A 14,668-nucleotide genomic window follows, 5' to 3' on the forward strand; every position below is an offset into this window, starting at 1 on the left:
CAGAAATGATACAAAAGAAATTATTGTCGTTATTAGCGCTGTTGGGATTTATCAGCATATTTGCCGGAAATCTCAAAGTGAAAGTATATAATCCGGGAACCAAAGCTATCTTTCCAATTACTTCCACCATTATTTACGGAGATAAAGATGCCATTCTCGTTGATGCTCAATTTCAGAAACAATATGCAGAACAGCTTGTGAAAGAAATAAAAGCAACAGGAAAGAACCTGAAAACAGTTTTTATTTCTCACAGTGATCCTGATTTTTATTTTGGACTGGATGTCATCAGAAAAGCTTTTCCTAAGGCAAAGATCATTTCAACAGCACAGACAGCTTATCTGATATCAGCTTCAAAAGATGATAAAATGGGAGTGTGGAAACCACAGTTGAAAGCAGATGCTCCATCAGAAATTATCGTTCCTGAAGCAGCCGTTTCAATTCCTGATCTTGAAGGAAACAAAATTGAAATCAGACAAAATCCTGAAGATCCGGCACACAGTTTTCTTTGGATTCCTTCCATTAAAACTATTGTTGGCGGGATTTCGGTTTCTGTAGGTTCTCATCTTTGGATGGCAGACACTCAGAATGCAAAGGCAATTGATCAGTGGATAGGGCAGATTGATGCAATGAAAGCTTTGAAGCCGGAGCAGGTAATTCCTTCTCATTTTGCAGAACTTTCTACCGCTCCACAATCTCTTGATTTTGTGAAAAGCTATTTGGAAAACTATAAACAGGCAGTGGCAGAAAATAAAACTTCGTCTTCTATTGTAGATTTTATGGTTAAAAAATACCCTGATCTTCCAGGAAAAGAAGAACTGGAAATGGGAGTGAAAGTTTATCTTAAAGAAATAGATTGGGATCTAAAATCACCTTATCCGGCAATCGGGAATAAAGTAGAAGTAGATTTTGGAGCGGTAAAATTCCTTCTGGATTTTAAAGATAACAAAACAATGACTTTCACCGGAACAGCCGGAAGTTCAAAAAACAGTACAGATACTGTAGAATATACGGTTGTAGAAGTCGCAAAGAATGTTTTTATGGTGTATTGGCATGAGCCACATCTTGGTTTCAATGTAACCCATATTCAGGATTATAACAAAAATATAGTATATTCAAATATTGCAGGTCCTGATGGTACATTTACTCATCCGAAAGGAACCCTTAAGATTTTGAAGTAATGATAAAAATCAAAAGTACATGTAAATTTCACATGTACTTTTTTATTATATTTAGTGATACCTTTAGGGGATAGAATCTTTCTGAAAATCTATGTTGAGCAAAGATTCCAAATCTATGAATGAAATTTTTACAATCAATTAATAACCAAATGAAATCAATTAAATTTTTGCCTTTATTATTACTATTGTCTATGTTCAGTTGTGGTAAATTGGCTACAACATCTGAGGATAAAAAATCTGTTGACGAAATTCTTAAGTTTTATGGAGGCTATGTTGAAACGATGAAAGGAGTGCAAACACTGAATGGAGAATCCGGTGATTTTTTTGAAGTGGAGATTAAAGACAGTAAACTGATCAATAGCCAGCCTCAAAGAGCTGTATCCAATGCTGCCAATATTGCATTTATAATTTTTCAGAATCAAAAACCTGGAGAATATGATGTTATTAAAACAAAATTACTTTTATCAGACGGGGCTAGTTTTACAAAATCATTCACTCAAAAAGAACTGCAGGAAGTAAAGGATCTGTATCCGGAAATTAATAAGATCAACTCATTGTTGATTAATAAAGATGACAACGGAATTCTTGAAATGTTTGAACCAAAATTTAAGCCTAAAAAGGAATTAGTCAAAGAAACAATTTCAAGAATGGATTCTCAACTAGGCCCGATTACAGAAATACAGTTTCAGGGATTTGAGTTTCTGGATAATCCCAATCTGGGACAGATAATCTTAATAAGAGAAGTAAGCAAAAGAGATAAGGTTTTCCCGTTTATCAATGTAGCATTTGACAGAAAGACTAAAAAAATGCTGAACATTGAATTTCCATAAGAATAAAATACACATAACGTATCCGGAATCTGGGTAATATCAAAATAAAAGAAGGCTGTTCATACTGAGCAGCCTTTCTTTTTATAGATTCATAAACAATTTCGGATTAATCGGAGTATTGTTTTTGTGTACTTCATAATGAAGATGAGGACCGGTAGAACGTCCGGAATTTCCGGATTTGGCAATCACCTGACCTACTTTTACTTTATCATTTACTTTAGATACAAGTTGAGATAAGTGTCCGTACAGCGTTGCCAGCCCGTTTCCGTGAGAAACAATTACACAGTTTCCGTAGCCTCCTTTCTGTCCGGAAAAAATAATTGTTCCGGCAGCCGCAGCTCTTACATCAGAACCGTAGGCAACAGCAATGTCCAGTCCTTTATGGAATTGCATCTGATCGGCTTCAGCAGGTGCATTGTTTTTTTCAGCAGTTTTAGCAACTGTAGTTCCAGTCACAGTTTTTGTAGTAGAAGGAGCTGATGTTGCTGCTACAGGAGCAGCTTTTGGAGTAACCATCACTTTTACCTCCCTTTTATTTCCATAGCTGTCTGTAAGTTCAACAATTTTTTCAACAGGTTCAGCTTTTACTTCAGGCTTTGGAGTTGCAGCCACTACTGGTTTTGCTTCCGCTGCAGCACTCGTTTTTACCGAAGCGAAAACAGTTTTGAATGGGATAGGATTTTTTCTCACTCCAAAATTAGAAGAAATATATCCGTCTGTAGGCATACCTAACGGAACCTGCATCAGTTTTTTCTGAAGATCCATCAGATATTGGCTGTACCGGTTTGCCTGTTTGGAAAGATAAATAGAATTTGAAATACTGTCCTGGTTGAGCATCATCAGTTTTTCGTTGGTAATGTCTTTGGACTTCAGGAAGGAGTTGAGTTGAGCCACAGTCTGATCTACGAGTGTAAGATCAGTTTTCATTTTTAGATAATCTACACTGTCTTTTTCAGTGTTTATTTTTACAAGATTGACTTCGTAGGTTTTGTCGTCTCTTTCAGAAAAGAGCTTTGCAATGAAGACACCTTGTGCAAAAACTACTAGCAAAAGTCCTCCCAGGAGAATGTTTACGTTCTTCTTGCTGTTTAGAAATTTTTTCATATTTCTTCTCTTAGTAAATTTAAAACGGTTTTGAAGCTGCAAATTTAATTAAAAATAAGCTTTGTGGGTTATTTTTATTTAAAATTCAGTTTTTTCTGTATTTAACGGTTAATTAGCTATTTAATTGTGTTGAAGTGTTAATTTTTTCAGAAAATGGCGTTTATCATAGTTTCAAAGCATTTGTTACGTCTTTGTTTTAATATCTTTGCAGTTCACATTCCAATTATGGCTAAAAAGAAAATTATTTCAGAATCTTCGAATCCAAAAAAGAATAAAAAGGATATTTCTGTAGGAGTTGTAGGGAGCGGAAGTTTTGCAACCGCTATCGTAAAAATGCTTGTTGAAAACTGCAAAGTTGTACACTGGTGCGTAAGAAGTGAATTTGTAAAAGGAGCTATCGAGCTTCGTGGGCACAACCCAACGTATCTTACAGCCGCTCACTTTAATCTGAAAAGCTTAAAATTAACAACGGATATCAATGAACTGGTTTCTGCTTGTGACGTTATTGTTTTGGCAACTCCGTCTATCTACCTGTCTGATACACTGGATAAGATGACCTGTGATTATTCAGATAAGATCTTTATCTCTGCAATTAAAGGGATTATTCCTAAAGTAAATGATGTGGTAGCTCATTATCTGCGTGATGAATTTAAAATCGGGTTCAGAAATCAGGCGGTTATCGCAGGGCCTTGTCATGCCGAGGAGGTAGCGATGGAAAGACTTTCTTACCTTACCATTGCGGCAGTAGAAGATGAAACGGCTGAAAAACTTGAAGGAATTTTCAGCTCAGACTTTATTAAAGTACATACAAGTAAAGATATTTTAGGAAATGAATACAGTGCCATTCTTAAAAATATTTTTGCAATAGGAGCGGGAATCGCAAGTGGTTTAGGGTATGGAGATAACTTTACCGCTGTTTTTGTTTCCAATGCAATCCGTGAAATGGAAGCGTTCCTGGAAGCAATCTATGAAGCACCGAGAGATGTAAATGAAAGTGCTTATCTGGGTGACCTTCTGGTGACTGCTTATTCACTTTTCTCAAGAAACAGAAACCTTGGGAATCTTATCGGGAAAGGGTATACCGTAAGATCTGCTATTCAGTCTATGAATATGGTGGCGGAAGGTTATTATGCAGCAGATTCTATTTATAAAACAGCAAAACAGAAAAATCTTAAACTGCCAATTATAGATACTGTTTATGCCATTCTTTATGAAGGTAAAAATGCCGAAAAACAGTTTAAAAAACTGACTGCAAAATTGAACTAAAATAATAGGCTTTATTAATAAAAACCTGTCTGTAAAATAAAATTAACTGAAACTTAAGCATTCCAATGCTTAAGTTTTTTTTATGTCATTTAATGATTTAGGAGGTATAATGATCTAATATTATCAATCATTTCAATGATGTTTTATTGAAATTTTCCATAGCTTTTTGTTGTGTACTAAAGAAGTGTTTTTGAAGCAAAAAATAACGTGTTAAAATCGTTAAACGCGTTCCAGTTTTTAAAACTTTTCCCGAAATTTGAAGTAAAATTTAAAATTATGTCACAATCGCTTACAAGCAGAACACCGAAACCTAAATATGACGTTGTACTGATAGGCGGCGGAATCATGAGCGCCACTTTAGCAACGCTGCTTCATGAATTTGATCCAAATCTTGAAATCGCAATCTTTGAAAGACTCGGAAGGTTTGCCAAAGAAAGTACAGCAGCATGGAACAACGCCGGAACAGGGCACTCCGCATTTTGTGAGCTAAATTATACCCCGGAAAAACCGGACGGGTCTATTGATATCACTAAGGCAGAAAGTATTGCAGAACAGTTTGAAATTTCAAAACAATTCTGGGCGTATCTGCTCACCAAAGGTTATATTCATGAGCCCAAAGAATTTATCAATTCATGTCCGCATATGAGTTTGGTATTCGGAGAAAAAGATGCAGAATATCTTAAAAAACGCCACGATAAAATGGCTGAATCTGTTCTTTTCTCAGGAATGGAATTCTCTACAGATCATGAAAAACTGAGAGAGTGGATTCCTTTGGTAATGAGCAAAAGAAATCAGTCTGAAGTAATGGCTGCAACAAAGATGGATATGGGGACGGATGTAAACTTCGGAACGCTGACAAGAAAAATGGGGAGACATCTTCTGGAAGATTCCAATGTTGAGGTTTTCTTATACCACGAAGTGAAAGATATTGACGCAAGAGAAGACGGGAAGTGGGAAATGAAGGTGAAAGACAGAATCAACAGCCACAAACAGGAAGTGGTGGCAGACTTTGTTTTCATTGGTGCCGGAGGATATGCACTTCCGTTATTAGACAGTTCAGATATTAAAGAAAGTGAAGGCTATGGAGGTTTCCCGGTTTCCGGCCAGTGGCTGGTAAGTCATAACCAGGAATTGGTAGAAAAACACCAGGCCAAAGTATATACGCAGGCTACGGTAGATGCACCTCCAATGTCTGTTCCACATCTTGATCTTAGAATTATTGATGGTAAGAAAGCCCTTCTTTTCGGACCTTTTGCAGGGTTCTCCACTAAATTCCTGAGAGAAGGAAGTTATCTAGACCTTCCGGAAAGTGTAAACACCAAAAACTTAAAATCTCTTTTTGGAGCTTGGTGGCATAATATTCCTCTGACTAAATATCTTATCCAGCAGGTTGCAATGACGAAATCTCAGAGAATGCAGCACTTAAGAGAATTTGTTAAGGATGCCAAAGAAGAAGACTGGGAATTGAAAGTAGCCGGCCAGAGAGTGCAGGTCATCAAAAAAGATGAAAAAGAAGGAGGTAAGCTGGAGTTCGGAACTGAAGTGGTAGTGAATAAAAGCGGTACAATCGCCTCTCTGCTGGGAGCTTCACCAGGAGCATCTACAGCAGTATATGCCATGCTGAATGTACTGGAAAAATGTTTCCCTGAAAAATTACATGGAGAATGGAAAGGAAAACTGCTTGAAATGGTTCCTTCTTATGGACAAAAACTGGCTGAAAATCCTGCCTTGACCAATGAAGTGCGAAATTATACAAAAGAAAAATTAGAATTAGAATATTAATACCAATCATGAGCAATGAGTAGCAGTATCTATTACTCATTGCTTATGATTTATTACTTATTAAAAGGTGGAAGAAATAATTGTAAAACCTGTTATTGCCAAGGAAATTCTGGAATCTCTTAAGGCAAAAACGGAAGAGGAAAAACAGGTGATCGTACATTGTTGTTTTCCGGCATCACCGTTTTTAGGAAACCTGATCAGGATCTGGCATTCGACCTATCTTTTTGATAACCAGTCTGAGCATAGAAGCAAACTGATTCATGCAGAAAATATTTCAATTTCTCCCTATTGGACAGCGGTTCCTTTTATGAAAGATTTTTGGTTTACCCTGATATTTTCCGGACTTCCGAAAGACTGTAAAAGTTTTGATTTAAAAGAAGTAATTCCTGAAGAAGGCGGCTTCTTTGTAGAATCAATCAAGAGAAATTCTTCCGATGTGTATCGGGTAAAAATCTCAGAATCTTAATCACAATGAAAGTAAGGGAAGAAAAACTGAAACAGATTATTCATTGGGCTGAAAACAATCCTGATATCCGTGCTGTTCTTCTGACCAGTTCATTGGTGAACCCTTACGCTCCTGTAGATGATTTAAGTGATCTGGATGTAGAACTTGTTTTTGAAAACAGGACACACTATGAATCCGGAAATGAATGGATCAGCCTTTTTGGTGATCCTATTTCCATGATTGAAGAAGATGATAGTGTTTTTGAGGGAAAACATGCCATGAAAATGGTTTTGTACAAAGACCATGTGAAAGTTGATTTTAAACTGTATCAGGTAGCAGAATTTATTGAAGAAATTAACGAAGAAACACTTCCTGAAGATTGGGACGTAGGGTATAAAGTTTTAGTGGATAAAGATCATCTGACTAAAAATCTGAAACCACCAACGTATCAGTCAGTAATGATTCAAAAGCCGACGGAAAAAAAGTTTCATCAACTGATGAATGACTTTTGGTGGGATACAACCTATGTGGCAAAGTGCCTTAAACGCGGCGATATTTTTTACGCCAAATTTATGTCTGAAAATGTTCTGCGCACAGATTATCTTGTTCCTTTAATTGAATGGTATATTGCTGAAAATCACGATTGGAATAATATTACAACCAATAAACACGGAAGACTTTTCAAACAATATTTATCCCCGGAATTGTGGAATAAAGTAGAAGCTACTTTCTCCGGAAATGATATTGAAGAAAACTGGAAAGCTTTGTATACCTGTGCCGATCTGGTACATGAATTAGGAACTTCTTTGGCAGAAAAACTTCATTTTATCTATCCGGTAAAACTGGAAGATGATATCCGAAACTATCTTACAGAAATACAATCAATGCCCTGATTTCAGGCAAATTCATTCTGCCTGATGAGGTTTTCAATACAATATTCTGCAATAGCAGTAATGGTAACAAACGGATTCACACCAATAGTTCCGGGAATTAATGATCCATCCAGCACATACAGGTTTTCATGATTTTTTAATTTTCCATATTCATTGGTAGCCTCGCCCAGAACACATCCTCCAAGCGGGTGATAACAGATATCAGCCCCGAAACCATTATCGAAAAGCAGGTGGCTTCTTGTTCCGCCATTGGCTTTATTCATTTTCCGGATAAAATATTGGGCATTTTCTTTCATTTTGAGAGTGTTGCTTTCGTCCCAGTTCAAAGTCAGGGATTGACTGGCTTTATTATATGCAACTTCTCCCTTTTTATCAACTCTGTTGATCAGCAGATATAAAGCGGTAGCAACATCCATTCCCATTGGTAAGGGAGCAATTTCTGTGAAAAACGGATGCTCCGGATCTTCCCAGTTGTCAATTCCTCCTACCGGAATAGTAGATTGCTTGGCTCCCGTGCCGCCGGACAAAGGTTTTACCCAGTTTCTTCCGGTCATGAAATTTCCATTATTCCCCCATTTTTTTCCGATCTTTTCATGAACAGGAAAATTGTTTTCTGCATGAGATTGTAACAGAATCTGTAAAGTTCCCATTGTTCCTGCAGAAAGAATCAGCTTTTTACAGTTGAAAATTTTGTCAGCAACCATAATTCCTGAGGTATCAATCTGACGGACTTTTAATGTATAGCTTTTATCATCATTAAGTTGTATCGTTTGAACCTGATGAAGGTCCAGAATTTCTAAATTTCCGGTTTCCAGTGCTTTTCTGAGATAGGTTTTATCCAAACTGTTTTTCCCATAATTGTTGCCGTAGATAACCTCTGTATTTAGGGCGGAACGGGGAACCTCGTTTCGGAATTCTTTTTCCATATACTTAAAATCATACACATTCGGGACTCTCATGGTTTTAAAACCAGCTTTATGAGCCTCTTCTTCACCTACCCGTGTGAATTTATAATAAGGACAGTCTTTCAGAAACTGTTCATCAATCACATTTACCTTCAGTTCTTCCCGTACCAGAGGAAAGTAATGATTGTAAAACTTTTCGGCATCAAGATCAGGAAAAACTTCTTTGAAATAACTTTCTTTTGGAGTAACGGCAATACCTCCGTTCACCAGAGAGCCTCCACCAACGCCTCTTCCTACCCAGATATTGATATGTTCAAAATTCAGACGATCCAATATTCCGGTAAAAGGAGTCAAAGAAAAAATATTCATGAATGGCGCAATGCTTTTCTTTTTCAGCCAGGCCGAACTTTTTCCCGGTTTCAGAAGATTAGAAAACGGAATTCCTGCTTTTTCCCAGTTAAGACCCATTTCAAGCATCACTACCTTTTTTCCTGCTTCACAAAGGCGTAATGCAGATACAGCTCCTCCGTATCCGCTGCCTATGATCACAATCGGGACATCTGTATTTTCTGTTATCCGGCTGTTTTTTCTTTCTGCAGCCCGGAATAATTCGGATTGAAGAAAATAGAAACCTGATATCGCCAATGCGCTGGTTCTGATGAAATTTTTTCTGTCCATGAACTTTGCTTTTCAAAAAGTATGCTAGATCAGCCGATGCTTATTTTATTTAAAACAGATTGTGTTTTTTTATCAGAATTTTAACTTTTGTTGTTCCGAAAATTCATAGTTTTACTTATAATTTTATACTCATGAAAAAATATATAGTACTCTTTTTACTCCTTCCGTTATGGGCTTTTTCTCAGAAAACAGTTTCAAAGGAAGAGAAAGAGGTTCAGAAATTTCAGAAAGAACTCAATGCTGAATATCTCAATCCAAAAGAGACACCATTAAGGGGAGATAATTTTAAAAATTTTAAAGCGCATCCTTTCTTTCCTTTTGATGCCAAATACAGAGTAACTGCGAAATTCGTTAAGTCAAAAGATACAAAACCCTTTGAGCTTCCTACTTCTTCAGGGAAAACAAAAACGTATCAGGAGTATGGGAAAGCCACATTTATGCTGGATAATAAACCTTATACGGTCACTTTATACCAAAGTCTGACTTTAATCAAACAGGATAAATACAAGGACTATCTTTTTCTTCCGTTCCGTGATGCTACCAATGAAAAAGAAACCTATGGAGGAGGGAAATATATGGACTTAAAGATACCAAAAGGAAATACCATTGTGCTTGATTTTAATCAATCATATCATCCTTTCTGTGCTTATAATGCCTACGATTACAATTGTCCTATTGTTCCTGAGGAGAATAAACTTCCCGTGGAAATCCGTGCAGGAGTAATGTATGAGGATATTTACCATCATTAAGACTATGATACATTTAGAATTCTTTAAACCAGAAGATCTTGCCGGAGTCAGTTATGCTTTGGATGAAAACCAGATGCGCTTTACTGCGACTGCTCAACAGGCATTGCAAAGTATAAGCGAACGGGATGATAACGATGCATTTCCGGTGACTATATTTGAAAATGATCAGCCTGTCGGTTTTTTTGTACTTGATTTCGGAAAAGATAAATTTGAACTTACTGATGATGAAACATCAGTTTTACTGCGTTCTTTATCTGTAAACCCTCAGATGCAGGGGAAAGGAATAGGAAAAATGGCTATGCTGGAAGTAGGGAATTTTGTAAAAAACCACTTCAGAGATTGTAAAGAAATTGTATTGGCCGTTAATCAGAAAAATGATTCCGCGTATCATATTTACCTTCAGTCAGGCTATATTTTTGATGGTAAAACAAGAATCGGAAGAAGCGGTCCTCAATACCTGATGCATAAAAAACTTTAATAAAATTTTAAAATTATAATTTTTTATCTGCTGATATCTTTCCATAACTTTGAGTAACATCAAATTACAAGACATGGAAATATCACTTCAAAATCAGGTAGCTGTGGTTACAGGAGCCTCCAGCGGAATAGGTTCAGGAATTGCAAAATCATTAGCTGCTGCAGGGGCAACAGTCATTGTCAACCATTCTTCGGAAAGATCTGCAGAAGAAGCCAAAGCTGTTTTGAAAGAAATCACCGATGCCGGAGGAAAAGGAATGACCTATGCATGTGATGTTTCCCAAGAAGATCAGGTAGTCAAAATGTTTCAGGATGTTGTTTCTGAATTTCAAACTGTAGATATTCTGGTGAATAATGCAGGCATTCAAAAGGATGCGAAATTCACAGAAATGACTATTGACCAATGGAATGCGGTCATAGGTGTCAATCTTACGGGACAGTTTCTCTGTGCCAGGGAAGCTATTAAAGAATTTCTACGGCGGGGAATAGATACTTCACGTTCCGTCGCTTGCGGAAAAATTATTCATATCAGTTCTGTGCATGAAATTATCCCGTGGGCCGGGCATGCCAATTATGCATCCAGTAAAGGTGCCGTCAGAATGTTGATGCAGACCCTTGCTCAGGAATATGGTGCAGATAAAATCAGGGTTAATTCTATTTGTCCGGGAGCAATTCAGACTCCTATTAACCAAAATGCATGGAATACTCCTGAAGCACTCAATTCTCTTCTTACCCTTATTCCTTATAACAGAATCGGACAGCCGCAGGATATCGGAAATTTAGCCGCTTTTTTGGCCAGTGATCTCGCTGATTATATTACAGGAGCCAGCATTTTCGTTGATGGTGGAATGACTACGTTTGAGAGTTTTTCTACAGGAGGGTAGATGATGTAATTCAAAATTTAAAGTTCAAAGTTTAGGGTTTAAAGTTTTTGAGATTATTGTCATCAATACATGAATGCATTTTACAATTGTACAAAACATCTTATCTATGTTAGAAAAACAGAGAATTTCAGATATTTCATGGAAAAAATGGGGGCCGTATGTAAGTAACCGCGAATGGGGTCTTGTTCGTGAAGACTACAGTGAAAACGGAGATGCCTGGAATTATACCAGCCATGATACTGCAGAAGCCAAAACATACCGTTGGGGAGAGGAAGGGATATGCGGAATCTGTGATGACCTTCAGAAACTGGTATTCTCCGTCGGGTTCTGGAATAAAAAGGATAAAATGGTGAAAGAACGGTTATTTGGATTGACCAATGGACAAGGAAATCACGGTGAAGATGTAAAGGAATACTTTTATTATCTGGATTCTACCCCTACGCATTCTTACATGAAAATGCTCTATAAATATCCCCAAAATGTTTTTCCCTACGAAGATCTTGTAAAAATAAATGCCTTAAGAAGTAAAGATGAAACAGAATATGAGCTGATAGATACCGGAATTTTTGATAATAATGAATACTTTGACATCTTTATAGAATACGCAAAAGAAAGTCAGAATGATATTCTGGTTAGATTAACCATTGTCAACAAGTCTGAAAAAGAGGCTTCTCTTGTAATATTGCCTACAGTTTGGTTCAGGAATACCTGGAATTGGGGATATGATGATTATCAACCACAATTACATGCTGAAGATGCAGACCGCATTAAAGTAAATCATCAAGATATCGAAATTAAAAATGTGTATGCCAAGCAATCTTTGAAGACCCTGTTTTGTAACAATGAAACCAATAATGAAAGACTTTACCAGTCGCAGAATGGATCAAAGTTTTGTAAAGACGGGATCAATAATTTTGTAATGACGGGTGACTCTCAGTCCGTGAATCCAAAGAACGAAGGAACTAAAGCATCTTTTTTTATTGATGAAGATTTTAAAGCCGGAGAATCCAGAATATTTGAATTCAGAATATCGGATAAGGACTTACGAGAGCCTTTTAAAGACTTTGATACTGTTTTTAATCAAAGACAGAATGAAGCAGATGAATTTTATGCAGAAATACAGAAAGGAATTGCTTCGGAAGATGAGAGACTCGTACAAAGACAGGCTTTTGCGGGAATGTTGTGGAATAAAATGTTTTACCACTACAATGTTGAAAAATGGCTGAAAGGTGATCCTGCTGAAATGCCTCCTCCAAAGTCGCGGGAAAAAATAAGAAATTATGACTGGAAACATCTTAATAACGAACATATTATTTCCATGCCGGATAAATGGGAATATCCGTGGTATGCCACCTGGGATCTGGCTTTTCATACCATCAGTTTCTCTTTGATAGATCCTGATTTTGCAAAGCATCAGCTGAAACTTTTTCTGTTTGAATGGTATATGCATCCCAATGGACAGCTTCCCGCCTACGAATGGAATCTTAGTGATGTGAATCCTCCGGTACATGCCTGGGCGGTTTTCAGAGTATTTAAAATTGATGAATATTTAAAAGATAAACCCGACCTGGAATTTTTGGAAAGTGCTTTCCAGAAACTACTGATGAACTTTACGTGGTGGGTCAATAAAAAGGATACCAATGGCAACAACATCTTTGAAGGAGGTTTTTTAGGCCTTGATAATATTGGGGTTTTTGACCGGAATGCTGTTTTACCAAACGGAGAACAACTGGAACAGTCAGACGGGACAAGCTGGATGGCTATGTTTGCCCTTAATATGATGAGGATAGCCCTGGAACTGGTACTTTACAACAATGTCTACGAAGAGATGGCAATGAAGTTTTTTGAACATTTTCTGGCGATTGCCAATTCACTGGATAATATGGGGGACGAAGAATTCAGCTTATGGGATGAACAAGATGAGTTTTTCTATGATGCCATTGCTTCTAGTGACGGCACTCATATGTATTTAAGATTAAGGACCATCGTAGGGCTGATACCAATGTTTGCTGTTGAGGTTATAGATGATGAGATGATTGAAAATCTGCCCAATTTTAAGAAAAGAATGAAATGGGTATTAGATAACAAGCCTGAGCTGGCTTCTCTGGTTTCAAGATGGGAAGTCAAAGGTCAGGATTCTAAGCACCTTTTGTCTTTACTTCGCGGACACCGTTTGAAAAGATTGTTGAACAGAATGCTGAATCCGGATGAATTTTTAAGTGATTATGGAGTAAGAGCGTTATCAAAAGAATATGAAAATAATCCTTATACATTAACTCTGAATGAAACGGAGTATAGCGTGAAATATACCCCTGCAGAAAGTGACAGCGGACTGTTTGGAGGGAATAGCAACTGGCGCGGCCCGGTGTGGTTTCCTATTAATTTTTTGATTATTGACAGTCTTCAGCGTTTTTTCTTCTACTATAGCCCCGATTTTTTAGTGGAATACCCTACAGGAAGCGGAAATTATTTAAACCTTGATCAGATTGCAGATGCTTTAAATAAAAGGCTTGCCAAGATTTTTTTAAAGGATGAAAATGGAAAAAGGCCTGTTCATGGGCAGTATGAAAGATTTCAGACTGATCCGGATTTTAAAGATTATATCCTGTTCTATGAATATTTTCACGGGGACAACGGCCGTGGAGTAGGAGCTTCCCATCAGACAGGCTGGACGGGACTTATTGCCAAGATTTTACAACCAAGATTCTCTAAAAAAGAAATTGCAGAATCTGAAACTGAAATGCCTGAAGATGTTGAAAAGACAAAAGAACCATAAAAGAAAATCTGCCTATTCAAATATCTGCTGGATAATTTCCAATGAAGCAGGCGTTTTGAAGTCCGTGATATGATAATGATAGTATACCAGAAGGCTGTCGAGGAAATCTTTTCTTAATGAAGAGTGGATTTTTGTAGCATATAGATTTTCAGCACAAAGTGCTTCTTTCCATAATGTAGAAATTTCTTCATTGAATTGCTGATGACTGATCGCTAAGGAAAAAGTTCCTGTTTCCGGATCTAAAAATTTACCCTCACCCAACAGTGGAGCAACCCCCTGAATTTTTAAAAAAGCCAGTAAAAAAAGCAGATGAGCCTGATAATTTTTGTTTGTCAGTTCATTGATAAAATGGTCTATACCTGCATAGATAGGAATGTTTTTATCCTCATATTTAAGGATATGACTCAGGAAATCAGAAATAAAGAAAATAACGGTATTAACTTTTATATCCGTATAAATGTCATTGTTTTTTACCAGTTCAAACTTTGAAACAGTCGGTATACCATTGCCACGGAGCGGCTGTATTGAAAAATTCAGCTGAGTAAGTGGTTGCAGCAGGGCTTTCTTTTTGTTCTTTTTAGCATAAATTCCTTTTAGAAAATAGCTTTGAAAGCCCTCTTCTTCAGTAAAACAATGCAGTACAGCATCATTTTCTCCGTATTTTATAAACGAAAGTAAAAAACCGTTTTGTGAATTCATTA

General features: G+C 37.1%; 13 protein-coding genes. 10 read left to right on the plus strand and 3 right to left on the minus strand.

Annotated elements, in window-relative coordinates:
- The first annotated feature begins 5 nt into the window (after positions 1–5).
- On the plus strand, positions 6–1,178 hold the full coding sequence (locus FW780_RS18825; protein ID WP_149835177.1) for an MBL fold metallo-hydrolase: 1,173 nt from the start codon (positions 6–8) through the stop codon (positions 1,176–1,178).
- 149 nt (positions 1,179–1,327) lie between these two features.
- Complete coding sequence (locus tag FW780_RS18830; RefSeq protein WP_149835178.1) at positions 1,328–2,008, plus strand: hypothetical protein; 681 nt, start codon at positions 1,328–1,330, stop codon at positions 2,006–2,008.
- Positions 2,009–2,089: 81 nt separating this feature from the next.
- Here FW780_RS18830 and FW780_RS18835 read toward each other — a convergent pair whose 3' ends face one another.
- The gene (locus FW780_RS18835; protein ID WP_149835179.1) at positions 2,090–3,112 is read right to left on the minus strand and encodes a M23 family metallopeptidase; all 1,023 of its coding nucleotides are present in this window, start codon (positions 3,110–3,112) and stop codon (positions 2,090–2,092) included.
- A 225-nt stretch (positions 3,113–3,337) separates the two neighbouring features.
- Between FW780_RS18835 and FW780_RS18840 the strand changes: the two genes are divergently transcribed.
- The 4 genes from FW780_RS18840 (at position 3,338) to FW780_RS18855 (ending at position 7,498) form a co-directional block, all read left to right on the plus strand.
- The gene (locus tag FW780_RS18840) at positions 3,338–4,378 is read left to right on the plus strand and encodes an NAD(P)H-dependent glycerol-3-phosphate dehydrogenase (RefSeq protein WP_149835180.1); all 1,041 of its coding nucleotides are present in this window, start codon (positions 3,338–3,340) and stop codon (positions 4,376–4,378) included.
- A gap of 276 nt (positions 4,379–4,654) precedes the next feature.
- Positions 4,655–6,160, plus strand: coding sequence for a malate dehydrogenase (quinone) (gene mqo, locus FW780_RS18845; RefSeq protein WP_149835181.1), 1,506 nt, complete (start codon positions 4,655–4,657; stop codon positions 6,158–6,160).
- 67 nt (positions 6,161–6,227) lie between these two features.
- Entirely contained in the window at positions 6,228–6,626 is a 399-nt protein-coding gene (locus FW780_RS18850) for a hypothetical protein (RefSeq protein ID WP_149835182.1), read from the plus strand.
- A 5-nt stretch (positions 6,627–6,631) separates the two neighbouring features.
- Entirely contained in the window at positions 6,632–7,498 is an 867-nt protein-coding gene (locus FW780_RS18855; RefSeq protein ID WP_149835183.1) for an AadS family aminoglycoside 6-adenylyltransferase, read from the plus strand.
- Positions 7,499–7,500: 2 nt separating this feature from the next.
- On the opposite strand, the gene FW780_RS18860 is transcribed toward FW780_RS18855, so the two are convergent.
- The gene (locus tag FW780_RS18860; RefSeq protein ID WP_149835184.1) at positions 7,501–9,081 is read right to left on the minus strand and encodes a GMC family oxidoreductase N-terminal domain-containing protein; all 1,581 of its coding nucleotides are present in this window, start codon (positions 9,079–9,081) and stop codon (positions 7,501–7,503) included.
- 131 nt (positions 9,082–9,212) lie between these two features.
- On the opposite strand from FW780_RS18860, the gene FW780_RS18865 reads away from it, so the two are divergent.
- The 4 genes from FW780_RS18865 (at position 9,213) to FW780_RS18880 (ending at position 13,967) form a co-directional block, all read left to right on the plus strand.
- Positions 9,213–9,830 carry a DUF1684 domain-containing protein gene (locus FW780_RS18865; RefSeq protein WP_149835185.1) on the plus strand — a complete coding sequence of 206 codons (618 nt, stop codon included), beginning with the start codon at positions 9,213–9,215 and terminating at the stop codon, positions 9,828–9,830.
- Between the two features lie 4 nt (positions 9,831–9,834).
- Positions 9,835–10,308: a GNAT family N-acetyltransferase gene (locus tag FW780_RS18870; RefSeq protein ID WP_241676945.1), complete on the plus strand. Its 474-nt coding sequence runs from the start codon at positions 9,835–9,837 to the stop codon at positions 10,306–10,308.
- Between the two features lie 73 nt (positions 10,309–10,381).
- Entirely contained in the window at positions 10,382–11,191 is an 810-nt protein-coding gene (locus FW780_RS18875; RefSeq protein WP_149835187.1) for a glucose 1-dehydrogenase, read from the plus strand.
- A gap of 106 nt (positions 11,192–11,297) precedes the next feature.
- The gene (locus tag FW780_RS18880; RefSeq protein ID WP_149835188.1) at positions 11,298–13,967 is read left to right on the plus strand and encodes an MGH1-like glycoside hydrolase domain-containing protein; all 2,670 of its coding nucleotides are present in this window, start codon (positions 11,298–11,300) and stop codon (positions 13,965–13,967) included.
- Positions 13,968–13,979: 12 nt separating this feature from the next.
- On the opposite strand, the gene recO is transcribed toward FW780_RS18880, so the two are convergent.
- On the minus strand, positions 13,980–14,666 hold the full coding sequence (gene recO, locus FW780_RS18885; protein WP_149835189.1) for a DNA repair protein RecO: 687 nt from the start codon (positions 14,664–14,666) through the stop codon (positions 13,980–13,982).
- Positions 14,667–14,668 lie beyond the last annotated feature (2 nt).

This window comes from Chryseobacterium sediminis (genome assembly GCF_008386505.1).
GTDB lineage: Bacteria > Bacteroidota > Bacteroidia > Flavobacteriales > Weeksellaceae > Chryseobacterium > Chryseobacterium sediminis.

Coding starts and splice junctions, on each gene's coding strand:
- FW780_RS18825 (WP_149835177.1), top strand. CDS start 6: ATGATACAAAAGAAATTATTGTCGTTATTAGCGCTGTTGGGATTTATC.
- FW780_RS18830 (WP_149835178.1), top strand. CDS start 1,328: ATGAAATCAATTAAATTTTTGCCTTTATTATTACTATTGTCTATGTTC.
- FW780_RS18835 (WP_149835179.1), bottom strand. CDS start 3,112: ATGAAAAAATTTCTAAACAGCAAGAAGAACGTAAACATTCTCCTGGGA.
- FW780_RS18840 (WP_149835180.1), top strand. CDS start 3,338: ATGGCTAAAAAGAAAATTATTTCAGAATCTTCGAATCCAAAAAAGAAT.
- mqo (WP_149835181.1), top strand. CDS start 4,655: ATGTCACAATCGCTTACAAGCAGAACACCGAAACCTAAATATGACGTT.
- FW780_RS18855 (WP_149835183.1), top strand. CDS start 6,632: ATGAAAGTAAGGGAAGAAAAACTGAAACAGATTATTCATTGGGCTGAA.
- FW780_RS18860 (WP_149835184.1), bottom strand. CDS start 9,081: ATGGACAGAAAAAATTTCATCAGAACCAGCGCATTGGCGATATCAGGT.
- FW780_RS18865 (WP_149835185.1), top strand. CDS start 9,213: ATGAAAAAATATATAGTACTCTTTTTACTCCTTCCGTTATGGGCTTTT.
- FW780_RS18870 (WP_241676945.1), top strand. CDS start 9,835: ATGATACATTTAGAATTCTTTAAACCAGAAGATCTTGCCGGAGTCAGT.
- FW780_RS18875 (WP_149835187.1), top strand. CDS start 10,382: ATGGAAATATCACTTCAAAATCAGGTAGCTGTGGTTACAGGAGCCTCC.
- FW780_RS18880 (WP_149835188.1), top strand. CDS start 11,298: ATGTTAGAAAAACAGAGAATTTCAGATATTTCATGGAAAAAATGGGGG.
- recO (WP_149835189.1), bottom strand. CDS start 14,666: ATGAATTCACAAAACGGTTTTTTACTTTCGTTTATAAAATACGGAGAA.